Annotated in this window: 24 protein-coding genes and 1 pseudogene; 1 reads left to right on the top strand and 24 read right to left on the bottom strand. The window is 42.3% G+C overall.

Annotation, left to right across the window (positions count from 1 at the left end; genetic code table 11):
- Positions 1-21 precede the first annotated feature (21 nt).
- From panC to mazG, 6 genes are all read right to left on the bottom strand, one after another.
- Positions 22-867: a pantoate--beta-alanine ligase gene (gene panC, locus BJN41_RS09580; protein WP_070154832.1), complete on the bottom strand. Its 846-nt coding sequence runs from the start codon at positions 865-867 to the stop codon at positions 22-24.
- 1 nt (position 868) lies between these two features.
- Complete coding sequence (gene panB / locus BJN41_RS09575; RefSeq protein ID WP_070154830.1) at positions 869-1,678, bottom strand: 3-methyl-2-oxobutanoate hydroxymethyltransferase; 810 nt, start codon at positions 1,676-1,678, stop codon at positions 869-871.
- A 49-nt stretch (positions 1,679-1,727) separates the two neighbouring features.
- Entirely contained in the window at positions 1,728-2,216 is a 489-nt protein-coding gene (gene folK, locus BJN41_RS09570; protein WP_070154828.1) for a 2-amino-4-hydroxy-6-hydroxymethyldihydropteridine diphosphokinase, read from the bottom strand.
- Positions 2,213-3,679, bottom strand: coding sequence for a polynucleotide adenylyltransferase PcnB (gene pcnB / locus BJN41_RS09565; protein WP_019836305.1), 1,467 nt, complete (start codon positions 3,677-3,679; stop codon positions 2,213-2,215). The genes folK and pcnB overlap by 4 nt, the downstream gene beginning before the upstream one ends.
- Before the next feature lie 129 nt (positions 3,680-3,808).
- Complete coding sequence (locus BJN41_RS09560) at positions 3,809-4,276, bottom strand: ComEA family DNA-binding protein (RefSeq protein WP_070154826.1); 468 nt, start codon at positions 4,274-4,276, stop codon at positions 3,809-3,811.
- A gap of 16 nt (positions 4,277-4,292) precedes the next feature.
- Positions 4,293-5,054, bottom strand: coding sequence for a nucleoside triphosphate pyrophosphohydrolase (mazG, locus tag BJN41_RS09555; RefSeq protein ID WP_070154824.1), 762 nt, complete (start codon positions 5,052-5,054; stop codon positions 4,293-4,295).
- Positions 5,055-5,161: 107 nt separating this feature from the next.
- Here mazG and BJN41_RS09550 point away from each other — a divergent pair, with 107 nt between their 5' ends.
- On the top strand, positions 5,162-5,935 hold the full coding sequence (locus BJN41_RS09550; protein ID WP_070154822.1) for an SDR family oxidoreductase: 774 nt from the start codon (positions 5,162-5,164) through the stop codon (positions 5,933-5,935).
- Between the two features lie 91 nt (positions 5,936-6,026).
- Here the strand turns inward: BJN41_RS09550 and der are convergent, their stop codons facing one another.
- The 18 genes and pseudogenes from der to BJN41_RS09465 form a co-directional block, all read right to left on the bottom strand.
- Entirely contained in the window at positions 6,027-7,439 is a 1,413-nt protein-coding gene (gene der / locus BJN41_RS09545; RefSeq protein ID WP_019836301.1) for a ribosome biogenesis GTPase Der, read from the bottom strand.
- A 218-nt stretch (positions 7,440-7,657) separates the two neighbouring features.
- Complete coding sequence (gene bamB / locus BJN41_RS09540) at positions 7,658-8,806, bottom strand: outer membrane protein assembly factor BamB (protein ID WP_070154820.1); 1,149 nt, start codon at positions 8,804-8,806, stop codon at positions 7,658-7,660.
- Positions 8,806-9,507, bottom strand: a complete 702-nt coding sequence (locus BJN41_RS09535) for a YfgM family protein (RefSeq protein WP_019836299.1) — start codon at positions 9,505-9,507, stop codon at positions 8,806-8,808. The genes bamB and BJN41_RS09535 overlap by 1 nt, the downstream gene beginning before the upstream one ends.
- Before the next feature lie 30 nt (positions 9,508-9,537).
- Complete coding sequence (hisS, locus tag BJN41_RS09530) at positions 9,538-10,833, bottom strand: histidine--tRNA ligase (RefSeq protein ID WP_019836298.1); 1,296 nt, start codon at positions 10,831-10,833, stop codon at positions 9,538-9,540.
- Positions 10,834-10,836: 3 nt separating this feature from the next.
- Complete coding sequence (gene ispG / locus BJN41_RS09525) at positions 10,837-11,958, bottom strand: flavodoxin-dependent (E)-4-hydroxy-3-methylbut-2-enyl-diphosphate synthase (protein ID WP_070154818.1); 1,122 nt, start codon at positions 11,956-11,958, stop codon at positions 10,837-10,839.
- A gap of 22 nt (positions 11,959-11,980) precedes the next feature.
- Positions 11,981-12,790 (bottom strand): helix-turn-helix domain-containing protein, encoded by an 810-nt coding sequence (locus BJN41_RS09520; RefSeq protein ID WP_019836296.1) that lies wholly within the window; start codon positions 12,788-12,790, stop codon positions 11,981-11,983.
- Entirely contained in the window at positions 12,781-13,569 is a 789-nt protein-coding gene (gene pilW / locus BJN41_RS09515) for a type IV pilus biogenesis/stability protein PilW (RefSeq protein WP_413772609.1), read from the bottom strand. The genes BJN41_RS09520 and pilW overlap by 10 nt, the downstream gene beginning before the upstream one ends.
- A gap of 75 nt (positions 13,570-13,644) precedes the next feature.
- Positions 13,645-14,877, bottom strand: a complete 1,233-nt coding sequence (gene rlmN, locus BJN41_RS09510) for a 23S rRNA (adenine(2503)-C(2))-methyltransferase RlmN (RefSeq protein ID WP_070154814.1) — start codon at positions 14,875-14,877, stop codon at positions 13,645-13,647.
- A gap of 136 nt (positions 14,878-15,013) precedes the next feature.
- Positions 15,014-15,445 (bottom strand): nucleoside-diphosphate kinase, encoded by a 432-nt coding sequence (gene ndk / locus BJN41_RS09505; protein ID WP_004975092.1) that lies wholly within the window; start codon positions 15,443-15,445, stop codon positions 15,014-15,016.
- A 162-nt stretch (positions 15,446-15,607) separates the two neighbouring features.
- Entirely contained in the window at positions 15,608-15,808 is a 201-nt protein-coding gene (iscX, locus tag BJN41_RS09500; protein ID WP_070154812.1) for a Fe-S cluster assembly protein IscX, read from the bottom strand.
- 101 nt (positions 15,809-15,909) lie between these two features.
- The gene (locus tag BJN41_RS09495; protein ID WP_070154810.1) at positions 15,910-16,461 is read right to left on the bottom strand and encodes a phosphatase PAP2 family protein; all 552 of its coding nucleotides are present in this window, start codon (positions 16,459-16,461) and stop codon (positions 15,910-15,912) included.
- A gap of 25 nt (positions 16,462-16,486) precedes the next feature.
- The gene (locus BJN41_RS09490; protein ID WP_070154808.1) at positions 16,487-17,770 is read right to left on the bottom strand and encodes a glycosyltransferase family 4 protein; all 1,284 of its coding nucleotides are present in this window, start codon (positions 17,768-17,770) and stop codon (positions 16,487-16,489) included.
- A 219-nt stretch (positions 17,771-17,989) separates the two neighbouring features.
- Complete coding sequence (locus BJN41_RS09485; protein WP_070154806.1) at positions 17,990-18,415, bottom strand: hypothetical protein; 426 nt, start codon at positions 18,413-18,415, stop codon at positions 17,990-17,992.
- A gap of 31 nt (positions 18,416-18,446) precedes the next feature.
- Positions 18,447-19,973: pseudogene (locus BJN41_RS15875) on the bottom strand (fimbria/pilus outer membrane usher protein); the annotation flags it as partial.
- A 12-nt stretch (positions 19,974-19,985) separates the two neighbouring features.
- Positions 19,986-20,756, bottom strand: a complete 771-nt coding sequence (locus tag BJN41_RS15870) for a hypothetical protein (RefSeq protein ID WP_227515230.1) — start codon at positions 20,754-20,756, stop codon at positions 19,986-19,988.
- A gap of 3 nt (positions 20,757-20,759) precedes the next feature.
- A complete protein-coding gene (locus BJN41_RS09475) occupies positions 20,760-21,476 on the bottom strand; it encodes a molecular chaperone (protein WP_070154801.1) in 717 nt (238 codons plus the stop codon).
- Between the two features lie 97 nt (positions 21,477-21,573).
- On the bottom strand, positions 21,574-22,119 hold the full coding sequence (locus tag BJN41_RS09470) for a hypothetical protein (protein ID WP_070154799.1): 546 nt from the start codon (positions 22,117-22,119) through the stop codon (positions 21,574-21,576).
- 211 nt (positions 22,120-22,330) lie between these two features.
- On the bottom strand, positions 22,331-22,612 hold a 282-nt coding region (locus BJN41_RS09465; RefSeq protein WP_141730392.1), incomplete at its 5' end, for a transposase.

Here is a 22,612-nt window from a genome sequence, read left to right as displayed (position 1 = left end):
ATGCAACCCTTCTATTGCCAGCTATGCAGAATGTTTGACCTGCAAATTATCAATTAAACGTGTATTGCCCAATTTTGCCGCAACGAACAACACCAGATCTTCACTAAATGCTTCAATTTTCTGCAGTTCTGTTGTACGCGCCTCTACATAGTCCACAACAAAGCCTGCTGCTGTCAATGTTGCTTTAATATTCGCTAACACTTGTGACAAAGTTTCACCTTGTTGTAATGCTTGTGCAGCAGCCTTTAAACTTTGATAGATTGTCGGTGCAATTTGACGCTGTTCTGCGCTCAAATAACCATTGCGTGAACTGAGTGCCAAACCATCTGCCGCACGAACAATTGGCACACCAATCAACTCTAGCGGAATATTCAAGTCGCGTACAAACTGGCGAATGACTGCCAATTGTTGATAGTCTTTTTCACCAAAGAAAGCATAGTTTGGCTGTACCATATTGAATAATTTGGTCACGACCACCGCAACACCATCAAAGTGTCCAGGACGCTGCAAACCACATAAGTCTGCCGTAATCTCGCTCACTGAAATATTGGTCAAACGTGGTTTGTTGCCATACATTTGCTCAACTGAAGGTGCAAAAATAATGTCGCAACCAACCTCTGCCAACAATTGACTGTCTTGGTCTAAAGTTCGTGGATAACTATCAAAATCTTCATTAGGCCCAAATTGAATTGGATTGACAAAAATACTGACCACCACCACATCACATATTTTTTTCGCTTCGCGCACTAAGGTTAAATGCCCTTCGTGCAAATTGCCCATGGTCGGAACAAAACCAATGGTTTTTCGTGCAGCGCGTGCAGGCTGTAATGAAGCCGCTAAGCCTTGAATTGTGGTTTCAGTTTTCATATTACAACTCGACTTGGAAAGTTTGTTCACGTGCTGGGAAAGAACCATCTTGAACTGCAGCATGATAGGCTTTAAACGCATCTAAAATGGCAGTTTCACCCGCTTGTTCTTTCATGAAGTTACGCACGAATTTTGCGACACGACCAAAAGTCAGCCCCAGCATGTCTTGCACCACCAATACCTGACCGTCAGTATCTGCGCCCGCGCCAATTCCAATTACTGGAATTTCAGGGAACAAGGCAGAAATTTCTTGACCTAGCTGAGCTGGCACACATTCTAATAATAGAATCGCCGCACCAGTTTCTACAACAGCTTTACAGTCAGCAATTAGTTTGTCTGCAGCTTCCCGGGTACGTGCCTGTAATTTATAACCCCCAAATACATGCACCGATTGTGGCGTTAAACCTAAGTGCACACAGACAGGAATACCATTACGAGTCAGTGTTGCAACGGTTTCACTGAGCCATGCACCACCTTCCATTTTGACCATTTGCGCACCCGCTTGCATCACTTCTTTGGAGCTTTGCAATGCATCATTTAAGGTGGCATAACTCATAAATGGTAAGTCAGTCAAAATAAAAGCGTGTTGATTACCACGACGCACCGCCGCAGTGTGATAAGCCATATCCGCCACGCTGACAGGCAAGGTTGAGTCACGTCCCTGAATAGACATACCCAAAGAATCACCAATTAAAATCGTATCAATTTCAGCAATTTCCATTGCTTTCGCCATGCTTGCATCATAGCAAGTCAGGCAGGAGAATTTTCGACCTTCCGCTTTAAATTTTCTGAGGTCACTTAAACTAATCATGAAAATATTCCTCTATGGAAAAAGCATCACGCATGCTTAATTTAAAACTTTATAGCCCTGCCCAATTGCCTGCATCCACAACAATTAAGCTCGGATGTTCAAGCAATGGCGAGTGTTTTAATAATTGTCCTTTGACGCTTAAGTTAGCATCTAAATCTAACAGCGGGATGACGACAAAATCACGTTCTAATACCCCTACATGTGGTACAGTCAGACGTTCATTTTGAATATTGGCATCAGCATAAATCAACAAGTCTAAATCTAACGTACGCTCACCCCAATGACGTAAACGCACCCGACCTGACTCTTGTTCAAAACGCTGTAATTTATCTAACAATGCCAACGCTTCAAGCTCGGTATCTAAACGCACCACAGCATTAAAATAATTCGGCTGATCTTGTGGTCCCATGGGTGGGCTTTGATACAGTTTAGATGTCTGCACTTGCCCCAGTGTTGCCAGTTTTTGCACCGCTTCAGTCAAAATTTGACGCGAATCGCCCAAATTACTGCCTAAACCAATATAGGTGATGTTGCTCATTGTGTTGGCCCAAAAATCACTTGGCTTAAATCACGTTGCACACGTTTACGTTTTAAAATTGGATGATCTGCACCAATACCTGAACTGCTTGCTGTCGCAGTCAATTGTGCTCGATTTTCTTCATACTGTTTGGCTTTACGGGCCCGACGACTACGAGGCTCAGGCTCATTCACCAAGGGTTCAATCTGCATATCACGAGCATGTGTTGCTGGTGTCACATCAACAGGTTCTTGCGCTGTTTTACGGCGGCTCTTGGCTCGTAATCGATTGTACTGAGCAATCGCACGTTCTTTTTCATCGGTGCTCATGAGTTGGTATGCATCCCACCACTGCCCCATCCCTAAAGTCGAGCTATCACCTGCTTTTTCACGCAGTAATAAAAAGTCAAATCCTGCACGGAAACGTGCATGCCCAGACAATGCTTCAATTTGCTGTGGTTTCGGTTGCAATAAACGGGTTTGCATTTCCCAAACTTCACGAATAAAAGTTTCAGCAAAGCGCGGAATAATGGTACGTGTCGCCTGACGTTTTAGTACATCTAAACCAGCTTGTGCTCGCGCTTCGGCGGCCACCACACCTTTAGAAAGATAAAAGTCACAACGCTCTAAAAACGGTTGCCACAACAGCACCGCATAGAAAAATGCAGGGTTGATGGTTTTACCAATCGCAATTCGTTGATCGGTATTTTTTGCTGCACGTTCAATAAATGAGTTGATGTCTGGTTTGATATCAGCAAATAACTGACGCCAAATACCAAACTCAATCAACATCGGCAGGACTTTGTTTAGATGTCCCATCGTAAAGAGTTTTTGCGACTCATCATATAAACGGTGTGGCGAAACATCACGCAATAACTGCGTCATTTCAGGCGTAAAAATTTTAAGAATTTTTGGATCAATATTGAAATTTAATTTAGCAGCAAAACGCAAAGTACGCAGCATACGCACTGGGTCTTCTTCAAAACGTATGGTTGGATCGCCCAATAAGCGCAAGTTTCTGTGCTTAATATCATCTACCGCATTGCAAAAATCGAGCACGATGCCTTTACGTGGCTGGTAATACAACGAATTGATTGAAAAGTCACGACGGGCAGAATCTTGCTCGATTGTGCCCCAGTTATTATCGCGCAGAATCATCCCAGCCGCAGACGTCACAGCTTTTTTCGGTGGCGCACGGAAAGTGGCCACCTCAATCAGTTCACGCCCTACATAGACATGCGCCAGCTCAAAACGTCGTCCTATAATTCGGCAACGTCGTCCGAAAACTTCTTTCACTTGTGAGGGTGTGGCATTGGTTACGGCATCAAAATCCTTCGGATTTAGCCCTAACATTAAGTCACGAACTCCCCCACCGACGATATAGGCTTCATAGCCTGCTTTGGTTAAAGCATCTAGAACATCTAAAATGGAAGAAGGTAATTGAGCGGTAGATAAACCACATTTTGACGCGCGCAAAGTTTGCAAAAGACGCTGTCTCCTACGTCTGAACGTAAAACAGATAAGATGTCGCTAATCATATCCCTAACACAATCAAAGGGCAATTTGATTCACACGCTAATTTTGCAATGTGCAGTGCTAAAATTCTGCTTGCAGCTACAATGCCAACTTATGTTTATTCTTGGCAAATAAGGCAGGCCCAATCCCTTTGACTTGCTGAAGTTCTTCAATACTTTGGAATTTTCCATTTTGTTTTCGATATTCCACAATCGCTTGTGCTTTTTTTACACCCACCCCAGACAATTGCTGCAATTGTTCAAGCGAAGCACTATTTAAACGCACCTGATTTGAATGAGCACTTTGCTGGGTAGGACGCGCTAAATAATGTTCGGTGGTTGATGATGTGGCTTGAGTCGCGCTTAAACGCTGATCTTGCACGGCTTGCTGTGCTTTCCATTTTAAATAGTTTTGATCATAGCTGTGCCCATCCACCTGAGCAGGCTTGGACTGCACATTTTGTGCTGTACTCCATACGCTGATACTGCATAACAGCAATGCAAGCCAGCACTGCCATCCGAAAGAAAAAAAGCGAAAAGAAACTTTTAATTGCTGCGATATATTCATGTTGCTGCAAAACCTGTCATTTTAATTGTTGTTTTGCCTGCTCCCAAAGTTGATCCATTTCTTCTAATGTCATATCTTCTATTGTTTTTTGTTGTAATTCGGCCTGATCTTCAATGTAAGCAAAGCGTGTTCTAAATTTATGAATCGTGCCCAATAAGCCCATCTCACCGGACACGCCAAGTTTACGTCCAACATTGATTAAAGAAAACAAACAATCCCCAAATTCATCCAGTATTTCGTCGGATTGTTGCTGCTGAATCGCCTGTTGTAGTTCTTGCAATTCTTCTTCTAACTTACCATAGGCATCTTGCACAGTATGAAAGTCAAAGCCCAACTGAGCTGCATGCTCTTGAATTTGCTGTGCTTGCACCAATGCGGGTGCATGTTTCACCTCATCTAAACGGGACTTTGCTTTACCCTGTTTTTCTTGTTGTTTGATGGTTTTCCATAAGGCAGCAACATCTTCTGCGCTAAGCTGTGCAAACTGTTCTGCCTGAAACACATGTGGATGCCGACGCATCAATTTATCACAAATGGCTTGTACCACATCATGAAAATCAAATGCGCCCTGCTCGCTATACATTTGTGCCTGAAACACCACTTGCAACAACAAATCACCTAGCTCATCACGTACATCATCTACCTTGCCTGAACGCACTGCCGCTTCAACTTCATAAGCTTCTTCAATCGCGTATTTAGTCAAACTTTCTGGGGTTTGTTTTTGATCCCACGGGCATTGTTGACGTAACTGTTGCATGATTGAAAGCAATTGCTTCATGGGTTGTTCCTTATTTCAATTTATTGCATGAATGTAGCTATTTTTTGTTATGCTCAGACAGCAAAGACGATATGCACAACAAAAATAACATCAGGGAGCAAGTTCAAATGCACAGTATCTTGATTAGTGGCGCTGCACAAGGCATTGGTGCGGCAATCGCACAATTGTTTTATCAACAAAGTTACCGTGTTGGTATTTATGATATTCATCTCGCACAAGCGCAGCAATTGGCAGACCAATTGGGTGAGCGTGCACATGCAGGTTTACTTGATGTAGCGGACTATGCGAGTTGGCAAACTGCATTATCTGATTTTTGCCAATGGGCAGGTGAGCTGAATATTTTGGTGAATAATGCAGGAATTCTCTACTCAGGCGCATTTGAGAACACCCCTATAGAAGCGCATCATCGAACTATGGCGGTGAATGTAAATGGTGTGTTGAATGGCTGTCATGCGGCTTTGCCTTATTTAAAACAAGCGAGTTTTGCGCGAGTGATTAACTTATCTTCAGCATCAGCGATTTATGGACAAGCCGATTTAATTTCTTATTCTGCTTCCAAGTTTGCAGTGCGTGGCATTACGGAAGGTTTAGATATAGAGTGGCAAAAATACGGCATTCGGGTCTTAGATGTCATGCCGCTATTTGTACAAACTGCAATGGTTAAAGATATGGATGCAGCCACCATTCAAAACATGGGTGTGCATTTATCAACAGAAGATGTTGCTCAGGTGGTATATCAGCAAGCGACGGTTAAAGATTCAATTCTTACCAATACGCATCGTGCAGTTGGTTTAAAAGCCAAAACCCTGATGCAACTTTCAAGTATTAGTCCGCAATGGTTAAATCGTCTATCCAATAGCTTGTTGGCGAAGCGTCATTAATTCTACATCTATCGTTTTTAAATTAAGTCGCTCAAAAAAATCCCGAATGTGAATTCGGGATTTTTTAATCAAACTCATCAAAGTTTAAGCCTTAACCTCGCTTAAACTTCTTCTCGGCTTTCTTAAACTTCTGCACATAACGACGACGACGTGCCGCTGTGCGCTCATCTACTTGTGACTTACGTCCTTCAAATGGGTTTTCAGAGGTTTTGAATTCAATTTTTACAGGTGTACCTTCTAGCTTATAGACTTTACGGAACACATTTTCCAAATAGCGGCGGTAATCTGCAGGGGTTTTATCTACCTTATTCCCATGAATCACGATGGTTGGCGGGTTCTGTCCACCCATGTGTGCATAACGCATTTTGATGGCACGACCTTGCACCTTAGGTGGATGGTGTGCATCTGTTGCATCATTCAAAATCTGGGTCAGTTTCGCAGGTGACACTTTTAAGTGCGATGATTCATAGGCACGGTGAATAGAAGGATATAAATCGCCCACACCTGTACCATGCAAGGCAGAAATTAGGTGAATTTTTGCCCATGGAATAAAGTCAAAACGACGCTCAACATCTAATTTACATTGTTTGCGATCATATTCGGACATATTGTCCCATTTGTTAATCGCAATCACCATGGCACGCCCTGCTTCAAGCGCGTAACCAATTAAGTGCAAATCTTGCTCGACAATGCCATCACGTGCATCCACCACAATCACCACCACGTGTGCATCTTTCATGGCTTGCAAGGTTTTCACAATCGAGAACTTCTCGATCATTTCATCGACCTTACCTTTACGACGCACACCTGCAGTATCAATCAAGGTGTATTTACGTTCATTGCGCTCAAACGGAATATAGACAGAGTCACGGGTCGTTCCTGGCTGATCGTATGCCACCACACGTTCTTCGCCCAATAAACGGTTAACTAGTGTCGATTTACCCACGTTTGGACGTCCAATAATGGCTAAACGCAAACCTGTATCTTGATCATGTGCATCTGGATTTTCATCTTCAGGAACATCTGCCAAAACGTCTTCCAGCATTTGCTGAACGCCTCGACCATGACTAGCAGCCACTTGCAATGGCTCCCCCATTCCCAATTTAAAGAATTCAACCAAAGCGGCTTCGGCATGTACGCCATCTACTTTGTTCGCCACCAAGAATACTTTTTTGCCCAAAGTACGCAATTCACGCGCAATTTGCTCATCCGATGCTAACAAGCCTGCACGTGCATCGACCACAAAAATGATGATATCGGCTTCGTGGATGGCTGTTTTAGATTGTTCAGCCATATAAGAGTCGATGCCACCTTCACTTTCGCCAATACCGCCGGTATCGACCACAATGAAAGATTTATTTTGATAGCTTGCATCACCATATTTGCGGTCACGTGTCAGACCTGCAAAGTCGGCAACAAGTGCATCACGGCTCTTGGTAATCTGGTTAAAYAGCGTTGATTTTCCGACGTTCGGACGACCAATGAGCGCAATTACGGGTTTCATAGATTAACCTTTATTCAAGATCAGTCAGTTTCAATGGTCTGTACATCCGAAACTGTGGAAGAAAGAACAGAGTATGGATGTTGGATTCAGCGTTGCGACCACGCAAACGACAAAGAGAACATCGACCACCCTATTAAATAAAAACACGGGGCATTGATGATTCAATTACCCCGCGTAAAAATACGGACAACTATTTTAGCATAAAAGTCAGAACAAAATTAGCGGTTCTGCCAAACGCTTAATGCGCCCTTTTGCGTTGCGACATAGAGTTGATTGTCTATTACACGCAAAGAACGGACTTCGCCATTGGTTTTTGAACGTCCAACCAGTTGCCCTGAGCTTGGATCAATGAGATGTAAGACACCATCTAAATCACCGACCACCAAATATTTTCCAAACAATACAGGATTAGATAAACGACGGTTCAGTAAAATGTCATTTTCCCAAAGTGCTTGCCCAGATGTGATTTCATAAGCTGCAATTTTGCCATCTGCAGTGCTGACAAATACACCATTCCCCGCGACTTCTGGGCGTTTGGTACTACTTGCATCTTCACTCCAAATCACTTGTTGTGAAGCCAAATCCAATACAGTGACCTGACCTTGGTAGCTTGTCGTCACCAAGAATTGACCTGCAACCACAGGGTCACCATCAATGTCATTTAAGCGTTGAATGTCTGAACGTCCTTCACTTATAGCAACACGGCGCTGCATACGTGGTACACCTGTCACAATATCCAGTGCATAGACATAGGCATTTGCTGAAGCAATCAGCACAGTACGTGAATCGAGCGCAACAGGTGCTGCCATACCACGCAAGCTAAATTGCACGTTTGGCAAGTTATAAGTCCAAACCAATTGACCTGTTTCGGCATTGTGTGCATATACCGTGCCGTCATTACTTACAGTCACCACACGACCTGCCTGAATTAACGATGGTGCAAGAATTGCTCCTGTTAACTTTGCAACCCACTTTTGTTCACCTGTTTGCTGATCTAAAGCAAACAATTGACCTTTGGCATTTCCTGCAACCACAATGCCATCAGCAGCATTGACACCTGCAGTTAAGCCTTGCTTAGACACTTGTTTTTGCCAAAGACGTTGCTTGCCTTGATAGGCTGCCATTTCACCTTTAGGATCAACGGTATAAACCACTCCATTTTCTGCATCTAATTGCAGGCGCAATGGATYGGCTGCTGTAGTCGATGCAACGCTTTGTGAAAATACAGGAACTAGACTTTGTGCTTGCTCAAGTTTTGGCAGTGGATTTGGCTTAACTTCTGCAACTTTAATTTTATTGGTAGAACACCCCACTAAAGCGAGGGTTAAAACGGTCAGTGCAAACGGTATTTTATACTTTCTATTCATTAGCTCTCATCCACTTGTGTTTCTAATACTGGGCGTTCAATTTCAGGATCATCCACCAAAACACCAACACTTTCGAGTTTTATTTGTAAAATTTGACGTTCTTGTTTACGTTCCACCAAAGTATCCCATGCACTTTGATAGGCTTTTTTGGCATTTTCACGGTCATTTTTCGCGACATAAACATCGCCACGCGCTTCATCTGCAGTCGCTTTAAATGCAGGATCAGTCACCGCGGCCAAAGTTTGAATAGCTTCATCGTATTTCTTTTGCGCCAACTGTGCATAAGCCAAACGCAACTTAACCAATTGCACTAAGCCTTGGTCTTTTACTTTAGAGTTTTCAACTTTCTTTAAGGCTTTTTCTGCGGCAGCAAAATCTTGCTGATCGTAAGCGAGTTTAGCCATTAAGAATTGGGTTTGAATGGCTTGCGCAGAATCCGGGGCTTCTTTCACAATTTTATCGGCAGTTGCAGACAATTGACTAAAGGCATCTGGATTACCTTCCGCTGTACGTGCATCATCCATCAATTGTTGCACTTTCGCAGTATTCATTTGCTGCTCTGCCAAGGTTTTTTTCTGCCAATATTGCCATCCGAAAAAGGCAATCAACGCAATTAAAATCCCGCTAATCATGGCTGAACCATATTTTTTCGCAAACGATTTTAAACTATCAAGTTGTTCGTCATCACTCAATGCGCTCATTGGATTACCCTTTTCCTTATGTTATTTGGCTTATTGTGAAGAAAATTTTTCAATGATGAAAGGCACAATTTCGGTCACTGCAACAGTCGTTTGCTCAGCAGTTGCCAAAGTTTTGACTGCCAATTGCTGTGCTTCTGCTTCGCGCTCACCAAAAATCAAGGCATAGATTGCACCTGATTGATCGGCTTTTTTCATTTGGCTTTTCATTGAGCCTTGTGAACCAACTTTTAAGCGAATCGGACTGTCTGCTTGCTCCAATTGGTCACGAATTTGCTCAGCTAAAACCAACGCTTTGCCTTGAGTTGTTGGGTCTGCCAACAAGAACACTTCACAATCACGTACAGGCGTATTATCTTCAACTTGTTCAAGCAACAACAATAAACGCTCAATGCCCATGGCGAAGCCCACGGCAGGTACTGACTGATCTGCCTTACCTTTCAATTGCCCAACCAAACCATCGTAGCGTCCACCTGCACAAACTGTGCCTTGCGAACCTAAATGCGTGGTTGTCCATTCAAATACTGTTTTGTTGTAATAATCTAGACCACGTACCAATTTTTGATTAATTACAAAATCAATGCCTGCATCTGTTAAATATTGCTGTAACTGGGCAAAGTGATTTAGGGTATCTTCACCCATAAAATCATGTAATTTCGGTGCATTTTCTAAGATGCTTTGTGTTTTAGCATCTTTAGAGTCCAAAATACGCAGTGGATTAGTACTTAAACGACGCTGAGAATCTTCATCTAAATCGGCCTTGTGAGCTTCTAAAAACTCAACCAAAGCAGCACGATACGCAGCACGCTCATCCGACTCACCCAAAGTATTCAACTCTAAGCGAACTTTATCGGCAACGCCCATGCGCTTCCATAACCGTGCGGTCATTAAAATCAGTTCGGCATCCATGTCTGGCGTTGCAACCCCAAAGGTTTCTACACCAAACTGATGAAATTGGCGGTAACGGCCTTTTTGCGGCTTTTCATAGCGGAACATCGGGCCGATATACCACACACGCGGGGTCGCGCCACGTAGTAAATTGTGCTCTAACATGGCACGTACACAGCCCGCAGTACCTTCAGGACGCAAAGTCAAAGACTCTGGCGGATTGCCTTTGTCCAAAAAGGTGTACATTTCTTTTTCAACAATATCGGTCGCATCACCAATTGAACGCTTAAACAAATTGGTTTGCTCGACCATTGGCAAACGAATTTGTTGATAACCATAAGCATCCATTAAAGATGCTAAATGTTGCTCTAGACGTCTCCACGCTGGTGTTTGCGTTGGAAGAATGTCATTAAAACCTTTAATTGCAACAATTGAACTCATGTCTTACTCAGAAAAATTTGTACGAATAATCTCTTTAGATTTAGCTTTTTCAAGCTCTGTAACACGCTGACGAACCATACTTTCGATTTCATCAACAAGTTGATTGGTATCAATTAAGTGGCTCTTTTCACCATTACGATAGACCAATGAACGCGGACTTGCGCCCACCACACCAATATCAGCTTCTTTGGCTTCACCTGGACCATTTACCTTACAACCAATGACCGACACATCCATTGGAGTACGAATATCTTCCAAACGCTCTTCTAACGCCTGCATTACAGCAATGACGTTAAATTCCTGACGCGAACAGCTCGGGCAGGCAATAAAGTTAATCCCGTTAGAACGTAAACCTAAAGATTTTAGAATATCAAAACCGATTTTAACTTCATCTTCAGGTTCTGCCGCAAGCGAAATACGCATGGTATCACCAATGCCTTCCATGAGCAGACCACCCAAGGCTATTGCAGATTTAACGGTACCTGTACGGTAAATACCTGCTTCAGTCACGCCCAAATGTAATGGATTATCAATTTCTTGTGACAACAAACGATAAGCATCCATCGTTAAAAACACGTTCGATGCTTTGACTGAAACTTTAAATTCCTGAAAATCTAGACGGTCTAATATATCAATGTGACGCATAGCTGACTCCAGCAATGCTGCGCCTGTTGGCTCACCATATTTTTTCTGAATATCTTTTTCTAGCGATCCCGCGTTCACACCAATTCGCATAGAAATATCATGATGTTTAGCAGCAGCCACCACTTCACGAATCTTGGCTTCCGACCCAATATTGCCTGGGTTAATCCGTAAACAGTCCGCACCCGCATCGGCAACCGCCAACGCAATTTTATAGTCAAAGTGAATGTCTGCCACCAACGGCACAGAGACTTGCTTACGAATTTCACCAAATGCAGCGGCAGATTCCATTGTGGGTACAGAAACACGCATGATGTCTACCCCCGCATCTACACAACGCTGAATTTGTGCCACAGTTGCAGCAACATCGCAGGTTTCTGTATTGGTCATACTTTGGATGCTGATGGGCGCATCACCACCCACATAAACAGAACCCACACGAATTTTACGGGTCGGTCGGCGTTGAATTGGATTTACAATCATGATATCGCTTTACCTTACTGTATTATCGAGATAAACGGAATTCTGCTTTTCCGTTCACCGTGTATGGCGATAATGAAATCGACTCATTGTTCAAACTTAATGACACAGCAGTCGCATCATCTAAGCGAATTTGAAACGGGGCTTCGCCTTGTAAATTTAAAGTAGAAGCTTGACGTCCTGTTGCCAAAACCTTGCCAGTAGCGTCAACAATATGCACTGAAGTTGGACGAGCAAATTGCAAATTCAGCTGATCGCCTGAAGCAATTACAGGCGTGCTGCCTGTTGCATTGTCTGAAATAATTTGCACATCGGATTGCAGCACTGCGATTTCAGGTTCAGCCCCCTCTTGACCAGATGACATCCAGTTTTGAATTAGCGAGACCAATGCCCACAACAACAGTAATACCGCCACAATTATGGCGATACGAGTAAGCCACTTTTTATTGCGCTCACGGTTAGAGCCAGGCAGTTTCCCCATAATTTTGATGGGTGAATTGTTCAAGGCATGGTTCGGTAACAAACCTGTATCGTTGGCATAAATTTCATCAAAACGCTGAATAATCGCAGAAGCATCGACCTGCAAATATTTGGCATAGGTACGATAATAACCTTTAATAAAGGTCGCTTCTGGCAAGGCGGTATATTCATCCTGCTCAAGTGCAGTCAGTGTTTTCAATGGAATTTTCAAATCTTTTGAAACATCAGCCAGATCGCGTTTTTGATTCACACGAATTTGACGAAGGTACTCACCTGGACGTTGAACATTTCCTAATGCATGGGGTACCTGATTGCTCCCCTGTGATGGTTGCGGTGAATTAGGATTTACTTCCATACGGCCTCAGTACTGTACTGTAATTGCAAATAACGTTGGTATTCTTGGCTATTGGGAAATAATGCACGCAGCTGGTTCACTAAAACCTGAGTTCCCAATTGATCGCCATTGGCACGTGCTAAACGAATCCCAATCCATAAGGCACGCGCACCCTGATTTTTTTGCCCGACCGCACGTACAAACTGTTCATACAATTGTCGAGCGGGTGCAAATTGTTGTCTTAAATATAAAATTTCAGACAACTCTAACATTGAAACATAAGAATCGCGGTTGGCTTGCAAGGCTTGTTTGAATGATTTTTCGGCATTCGCGACATCACCCAACTTTAAATAAATACGCCCTACGTTTTCTAATGCTCTAAAACGCTGATCATAACCCAGTGTTGCACCAGCAATACTGAGCTGTTCAATCGCCTCATTATAACGTTCTACTTGATATAAATACGTACCATAGTTGTTACGCGCTTGTGCATTTTGAGGGTCAGCAGCAATCGCACGTTTAAAATAAGCATCGGCTTTTTCTAAATTCAGCTTGCTGCCTTCTTGTTGCAGCAACACGCCCATCATCATATTGGCAGTGGAATCACGTGAATCGTTTTCCAAAGCTTGATCAAGTGCGCGTTTGGCTGAATCTAAATCACCATTTTTTAAGTATTCTGCTGCCAACTGCGTACGTACTTGCACCGCTTTTTCAGGGTCTTTTTGCCCTAAGGTTGGAGCTGTGGTTTGACAAGCTGCAGCAAAAATTGCCGAAATACAAACAGTTGTAATTTGTGCGATTTTAAATACAGGCTTATTCAATGGACATCCCCTTTACGTCTTCGTTCGATGCAAGTTACTTATCTATACAAGTCATTATCCTTGCGAGCGTATAATTTCATTTTGCGCTGCAACTTTCTTTTTCCACTGTTCGGCACGACGGGTGCGGTCTGCCACTTGTCCGACCAATTGCCCACACGCAGCATCAATATCATCACCACGTGTCTGACGAATCGTACACACAAAACCTGCATCAGACAAAGTTTTTTGGAAAGAAATTATTCGATTTCTGCTTGAACGTCCATACGGCGCATGCGGAAATGGGTTAAATGGAATCAAATTAATTTTGCTTGGCAGGTTCTTGAGTAGCTTAATCATTTGCTGCGCATGTTCGGGATGGTCATTTACACCATCTAACATCACATATTCAATGGTCACGTGTTTACGTGCGCTTTCGTTACCATCTTTACCAATATAACGCTGACAGGCTGCGATTAATTGTTCCAACGGATATTTTTTATTGATTGGAACCAGTTCATCACGTAGTTGGTTATTGGTGGCATGTAAAGAAATTGCCAAAGCCACATCAATGTCTTGTGCTAATTGGTCAATTTTAGGTACAACACCCGAAGTAGATAAAGTCACACGACGCTTAGACATACCATAAGCAAAATCGTCCAGCATGATGCGCATGGAATTCAAGACGGCATCGTAATTCAGCAACGGCTCGCCCATACCCATCATCACCACGTTGGTCACTGAACGCTCACGCTCAATCACAGGCACATCTTCCATGTAGGAGTAGTTTGCCATCCACAACTGACCAATAATTTCGGCTTGGGTCAGGTCTCGCTGAAAACCTTGTTTGCCCGTAGAACAAAATGAACAATCCAGCGCACAACCCACTTGCGATGAAATACACAGGGTTTTACGTGAGCCCGTTTTATCTTCTGCAGGAATCAGAACTGTTTCGACCAATGAGCCTTCGCCTTCACCCACACGGAACACCCACTTACGGGTACCGTCTTTAGAATAATTTTTATGCACCACTTCAGGCGCTTTAATTTCACAAATCTTTTCCAGTTTTTCACGTAACTTGCCAGAAATATTGGTCATTTCGGCAAAATCTGTGACAAAAAACTGGTGAATCCATTTCATCACCTGTCCTGCACGGAATTTCTTTTCGCCTAAATCTTCAAAGAATTTTTCCATTTGTGGACGTGACATGCCAAGTAGATTCACTTTCTCTGCAGTCACAGACTGTGCAAGAGCGGACGCAGATGCTTGCTGAACCTCTGTTGAAGATGCAGCGAGGACTTCTGTACTCATGTGTGTATACCTAAACCATGTCTAAAGATGAAAGGAGAAGCTCAAGAGGTGAGCGAAGGTTTATTCAGAAAATAAAATTCAGAGAATAAAAAACCAGATAAGCATAATAACACTTATCTGGTTTGAATACTGCGTATTAACGAGTACGTGGGCAAACTTCAGTTTGAGCAAAGAAGTAGTTTACTTCACGCTCTGCAGATGCAACTGAGTCTGAACCGTGAGCAGCGTTTTCGTCGATGCTTACAGCGAAATCTGCACGGATTGTACCAGGAGCAGCTTCTTTAGGGTTTGTCGCACCTAAAATTTCACGGTGAGCAAGAACTGCGTTTTCACCTTCAAGAACTGAAACAACAACTGGACCAGAAGTCATGAACGCAACTAGGTCACCAAAGAAACCACGTTCTTTGTGCTCAGCGTAGAAGCCTTCAGCTTCAGCTTGAGAAAGGTGTTTCATTTTAGTCGCAACGATTTTAAGACCAGCTTTTTCGAAACGAGCAAAGATGTCACCGATGTGGTTTTTAGCAACTGCATCTGGTTTTACGATAGATAAAGTACGTTCAATAGCCATGATTGGCTCCTTAAGTCAATGTTGACGCGAAAATTTTGCCGCATTATACCGAATAATGGGCTGTTTTCTGCTTTTGATGTGTAAAAAAATTGCTTTTTTCGATATGAAGCAAATTATGCAGATCGACATCGGATAAATCCGTCTGGCTTCACAGCACTATTTTTAACGTGCTTCATCAATCCATGCCATTTGAATGGCTTCTAACAAACCTTCAGTCGATTTTTCAGGATCGTCTTCAAATTCTGGCAAAGCACAAACCCAAGCGTGTAAATCGGTAAAACGAATCCATTGCGGATCGACATCGGGATGCGCCTCATATAACTCAATGGCAATGTCGATGCTGTCCGTCCAACGTAAACCCATTTGTATTCCCTATTCTAGTCAAGACAGCGCCTACTTTAACAAATTTCGCATGGGCTGCCTGCCATTACTGCACTGAATTTTCGATTTGGTTTTATCCAGACTTATAAAACAATATTTACATAAGGTGCAGCCAAAATAATCGCACTCGCTACAGCCCCGCCAATCATCGCCCCGACTGCCACATCACTCGGATAGTGCAAGCCTAAAATCATACGGGAAACGGCCACCAAAATCGTAAAGGGCAACATCAACATCAACAATACTGGCTGGATATAACCCAAAACCGTTGTGGTCATGACTGCATGCAAAGTGTGACCTGATGGGAAGCTAAAATGATCTAAGGGACGTTCACCCAAACGGATCACTTGGTGTACCTGATACGGACGTGGACGGACGGTTTTCTGTTTTAAATATTTATAAATACCTGTACCGACAGAACCGCCTAACAACAGATAAATAATTTGTAAACTATAGCCAATGCCCTGCATCACCCAAGCACTTGCGAGCATGACATACCAGAAAATACCGTCGCCCAAACGGCTAATGACTTTAAAAAATTGTGCCACCCGCTGAGAGTGGGAAAAATGGTTAAGATACAAACAGCCTTTTAAGTCGAGATCCAGCATTCTTATTTTTGCATTTTTAAACTTCATCAGTTCTCTCCTCTTTGGCGTATAGCTAAGATGGCATGTGTAGCTCCTTCGCCACCTGATATAACGCCTGCTCAAATTGTTGGACTGGATACTGCCAGCCAATATTTAAAGTCGCTTTGCGGGCATGTTCGCCCATGTGTCTAAGGGTTGTAAGATCGGGAAGTCGGTGGATATGACCGACCAAATCTTCTGGCTGACCGAGTGGACTCAACCAACCTGTTTCATTCGGTTTTAGGTTTAAACGTGCGCAAGCATAGTCATAAGCAATGACAGGCAAGCCACTGGCCATAGCTTCTAACACGACATTGCCAAAGGTTTCAACCTGACTGGCAAAAGCAAACACATCGGCACTGGCATAGGCTTGTGCAAGTGCTGTGCCACTTAAACTACCTGTAAAAATGATATCTCCCTGAGTGTTCAGGGCTTCTAAACGCTCACGGTCTGGCCCATCTCCAACAATCACCAATTTCACAGGCTGTTCGGTATTTTTTGGCATACGCTGATAGGCATTAATAATAAGATTGACTTCTTTTTCAGGTGATAAACGCCCTACATACAACATCACCCGCGTATTTTCACTCGCACCCCAGCTTGCTCGCAGTTGGGCAGAACGAAAATCTGGTGAAAAATATTCAACATCGACACCACGCCCAACCACCACCAAAGGCCCTTGCACACCAAACTGACGCAATGATTTTTCAGTATGGCTACTTGGCACACACGTCAGCGAGGTATTGTTATGAAACCATTTTAGATAGTGCTGAATTGGCTTGAGTAAAAATGCCAAATCGAAAAAACGGCTAAAATCTTGAAATGCGGAGTGAAAACCACTTGATACTGGAATATTTTTTGATTTTGCAATATGTAAACTGGCAAGCCCTAAAGGGCCTTCAGTGACGATATGCACCACATCAGGTTGAAACTCATCTAAAGCCTGCGAAAGTTTAGACCACTGCGGCCAGCCAAATTGTAAATTATGATATTTAGGAATGGCTTGTGCTTTTACCAGACATTCTTGATACGGTTGGAATTGAGTGCAGGCTTGTTTTTGTTCAGGGCGAATCAATAAAATTTTGTGTCCAAGTTCCTGCAATCCTTTGCAAAGCTGCAACAGTGAACGTGCCACACCATTAATTTCAGGTGGCCAAGTTTCTGTTACAAGGGCAATTTTTAAACGTGGGCGGACAAGGTCTGAGAGTTCAGAGGTAGGCTGGCTGCTTTTTTGTTTTTGATCTTGTTTGAAATAAAATTTAAACGCATCGCTGTAACGCTCTAACTTACTGCTCTGCTTTGCCAATACATTGCTCATCGCCTTTCTGCTCAATTCTTATTTTATGCTTGCTAGCATAGAGCAGCTGCATTGCAGTAATATGATGCTTTGGTGACACGTTTGTCATTTTTTTCAATTTTAAAAAGCTAGCAACCCCCATAATTTGCTGTCATTTAGCCTAATAACAGATGAAAAAAGCAGATATTCAATACCAACCTGCTCAATACATCATCTTGAGTCTGTTATAAATCAAAACATCTAAAACAGTAAGTTAACATATAACTCATCGGTATAGCGTCCTGCTGGCGTTGTCAAACTCGGCTGTTCATCTAACTGTACCGCTACACTGTATTTATGCCCTGATGCAGAAGTCTGCCCTTCAATTGGTGTGTTCCACAGATTATTTTTTGCACCCATAATGCTCATACTGGTACGTAAACGGTGTGTACCATTGCTTACAAAACTGCTGCCGTGCTTGTCCCGTAAATTACGACTACTAAACTGAATGCTATAACCCCGATCACAGTGCACATTAAAACTGGTTGCCGTCTGACTACGGTATTGAGCGCTAATTTGCAATAAAGACTCACTCACCGAACCAATAGTGCAGGCCTGTGTAGGAACACAGACCCAACAACCACACAACAACAAACTTATTTTTTTTAAGATCCCTAATCTTTTCATGTTCTCATCCTCAATCATGCTGCTGATATAATTACTGACAAATCAAATCTAATTGTCTGGTTTGTGGAACAGTGCCAGCTTTAACTTGAGGTAATTCAAGCTGGCTATGGCAAACTTTACCACCTTTGGTTTTAACCTTAAGCATATAACTGCCTGCTTTCACACCATATAAATGTACTTTTCCATCGCTGCCAACAGGTACAAACTCAGTTGCATCATCACTTAAATACACTTCACTGCCCTGCACAAAGGTCTGCTGATCGGGCGTAAGTAAACGCAATATAATCAAACCTGTACGCTGAACAGGGAAATTCACTTTATAGCCACGTTGATTCATGCCAATCACTTTTTGGCTTGAATATTCAAAGCTGTCATACATATCTAACTGGTCTTGATCAAAAGACACGTCGTAATTGACGTAAGGGACAATGTCATGCACAAACGCATAGCCGTGTTGATTGGTTTTACCAACAGGCCTTAACGCACGCAGTACTTCCACATTTGGAATATCACCAACATTCACCAAAGCAAAAGCATTGTCTACATATTTGGTCATGGCCCATTTACGGTCTAACCACACTAATGCACCCTGATAATTGGCTTGACTGTAGCTAAAGCGCTCGCTTTCATCGTGGCTTAAATATAAATTGCCCATCGGCATTTTCAGGGCGGTATAAGCATTTACACCAATATCTCCTTCAGCTTGCTGATGGCGCACAGCAAGCGTGTAATCCACACCATTTTGAGTTAGGCTGCTTTGCGCATAACGTAACTGGGTTTGTTCTTCAAAATTATGTGAAAGCTGCGCACTGCGGCGTTGGTCAAATTGATAATTCAGCGTTAAATAGGCTCCGTCGCTATCCTGCATTTTCAAATCTCTATAATAAGAAAACGACAGTGAAGTCTGACGCCCAAACATACGAGAAAAACCGACTGTAAGCATTTGACTATCTGCAAAGCTATTATTTGCATTGGGATGATAACGGCGCTCTAGATAGTTCACATTTAAGGTATTGATTAAAGGAATATTGAAAATACTGACATAAGCTAAATTGTCGTATTCTACTGTTTGCGTCGTATTGCTATATCCCAAACCGCGATATTCAGGACTGTAGTATTTATGACTTGCACCAAGCGCAATCCTACTTCCACTTCGGCTTAGCGAAGCGCCAAAGGTATAGCCATCGCCCCAATCACTGTGACTAGAAGCTGCATGCGTATCTAACAAGGCATATTTGTTGATAGCTTGTGTCCATAACAAACCAACATTTTGCACATCCTTGCTATAATTTAAATTAGTGCCTAAGGTCGTGCTGTCGGTAATCCCGCGTCTGAAATATAAGTTGCCAAAAAACTCACGATAATCATCCGATACGTAGTCATAGTCATAACGCAGCTTGCCTGCAGAAAAGTTATATTCATTTAACCCAGGTTTGAGTAATTGCGTGGTGACATAGACAGGAAAGGATTGTACGGTACGGTTACCCAATACATCTTCCACCACGACCTGTGCCTCACCCGACTGCTGAATATTGGCACCTGTATTTAAGCTATAGTGTCCAGGCGTAACCTATTGTTGATATAAATTGATGCCATTAATGTATAAATCGACTGTGGATGGCAGTACAGCACTGCCTCTTAAGGTGGGTACATTCCAATAAATAAAATCTGGATAACTACTAAAATTCGAACCAAAAGATACACCGCCAAATCTAAATGTATCTAATAATGGATTATAAACGCTGGTGTTATCACCCAAGGTTAAACGCTGATAACGTGATGGAAACTCTATTTCAAAACTGGTATTCAAACGCAGTAGCTTATCTTGATCTTGTTCTACCTCTTTGCGATACATCATGGCATTTTTAAAAATCCAGTAATCTTTAAAAACACCAAGCTCCGCCAAGCCATTTATTTCATTGTAATTATCATAACGTGCATACAGCACATCATAATTTAAAAAGCCACCCAAGTCCGCTTTTGAGGGAATCGCATGCGTTTGGGTAAATTGTGCATCAATAAAATAGCTGGCAGGTACGGTCAATTTAATCGCTTGCAACGCAAAGTCTTGCTCAGACTGAATTTCATTGGTGGTTACAGAACAAAACTGAGTTTGTGCGCTGTGTTTTTGCAAACGGTCTTGCTGTAAACCGAGTTGTTGCAAGACCTCACATTCCATATAGCGTTGCCCATCCTGTTGCAACACCAGACTTTCAATGACACGATCTACGCCATTTAGCCAGACACTATTTAATACCATTTCAGGCTGAGCAGCAGCGGCTTGCAATGGTATCCCCCACAGGACACTTTGCAGCGCAAAAAACAGTCGAGTTCTATGCATGATTTAGCCCTTCATTTTTAACTCAATGGCTTGCTCACTTTTATCTGTTTCAAGTTTGAGTATGTAATTTTTCAAATCACTGAGTTTGATTTGCCCCATATCAAAGCTGTGCTTTTGTTGATTCAACAAATATTTCATTTCACGTGTGGTTGCGACAGGTTGTTTTTGTTGATTTAAAATACTGATTGAAGAAATTTGCACATGCGATGCAGCATGATTTTCTATCTCTAAAAATAAATGATCATTTTGATAACGCGGAGTTGCTGTTACCTGAATGGCTTCTTGCTTACCCACAAATAAAGGAACAGAAATTGTGAATAAAAATTGTAAGGCGTCTTCTTCCACTACAGGAGCAATTTCTTTAAAAACAATGCGCCAAGTTTTTTCTTGCGCCATTTCTTCCTTCAAAAGTGGTCGGCTAAAACCTACACGAATAATTTRTTGTGTATTAGGTTGTAAAACAAAGTTTTTTGGATTAATTAAAAGGTCTTGATCTGGCTCTAGTACATCTTCACCCTGAGCATTTTGCGACCATTTATAGGCAAACATTTCAAAGCTTTTCGGTTCGGTAAGATCAGTGGCTTCCATCACAACCGTTGCACTGCGTTGTCGTGCTTTATCGCCCAAATACATTTGTGTAGGTGAAATCACCAAATTTGCATAAACTGCATCTACACATAAGCAACTTGCAATCAGCATATATTTCAATAATCGTTCCATGCTTCCCCCAGCAATGTCTTATTTTGTATTTATTTAGACTAAAAAGTTGACTCCACCCATCGGCAAAGCCAACTCATTCAGATTGAGTTCAAACGTATTAGAATGACACTCGAATGTCGTATTTATCAGTATAAGTACCCGCTGGTTTAGAAATACCTACGCTGTCACTTTTAACAAAGACATTGTAAGTGTTCCAGCCATTGCTGCCTGGCGCAATATTGGTTTTCTCATCATTTAACAGAATAACAGACGATGAATTCTCAAGCTTGGTTTCAACTGTGAGACCCACTGCAGGTGCATTATCACCAACACCTAATTTTGCTTTAGATTTTGTTGATTTATCCCCCACGCGGTTAGCGGTATTTACCAGTAGATTGTATTTTGCATTCGCCCCAACCATAAATTGACCTGAAGTTTCAGCACCATCTTTTAATGAGATACTTGATGTTAGTACTTTCAGCTCACAACGCTTAGGTACAGTCACTTGAATTGGAATACTTCCTGTGCAAGGCCCTTCGTTACATACTGGGGTTGGCTTAGGGTCTGGTTTAGGACCGTGATTGCCGCCACCACCTGCCATTGTTACCGTTGAAAAAGCGCCGAAAACCACCACAGCTGCAGCTGTTTTAATAAATTTAGACATGTCATTTCTCCATAACTCTTATAAAAAAACATTTTTTAATCATTCACTCGCTTGAGATATCGTTAGAATTATTGAAACGCAATCCTTAGCAAGCTTCTTCATTTTAGGTATTTCTCACAAAAAACCATCTATACGCGCTATTTCACGCAATATTGAATAAACTTTGAATTTCAGCAAATTAGGAGATTAAAGTACTAGGACTTACGCACTATCATTTATAGATTCTCTGTGGTAGCAGATGATTTTTATCGAGAATAAAGTCATCAATGAAGTCTTTGATGATTGGTCTAAATAATTTCTTCTGCCAACGATATACATTTTCAAAGATCCCCTCAAACTGGTTCTTTTGTATCTCGACGTAGGCCATCAAGGCTGAAAAAATATGATTCAAAATCAGTTTAGATCGTCTTACTTGAAACTTTTCAATATGACAAACCTGTTTAATCACTCGGTGATATTGTTCTATTTTCCAATGACTTGAATGTAATTCATG

Origin of the sequence: Acinetobacter towneri (assembly GCF_001758345.1) — a bacterium.
Classification (GTDB): Bacteria; Pseudomonadota; Gammaproteobacteria; order Pseudomonadales; family Moraxellaceae; genus Acinetobacter; species Acinetobacter towneri_A.
Note: the sequence above shows the minus strand (reverse complement) of the source record. Positions and strands in the feature narration are given on the sequence as shown.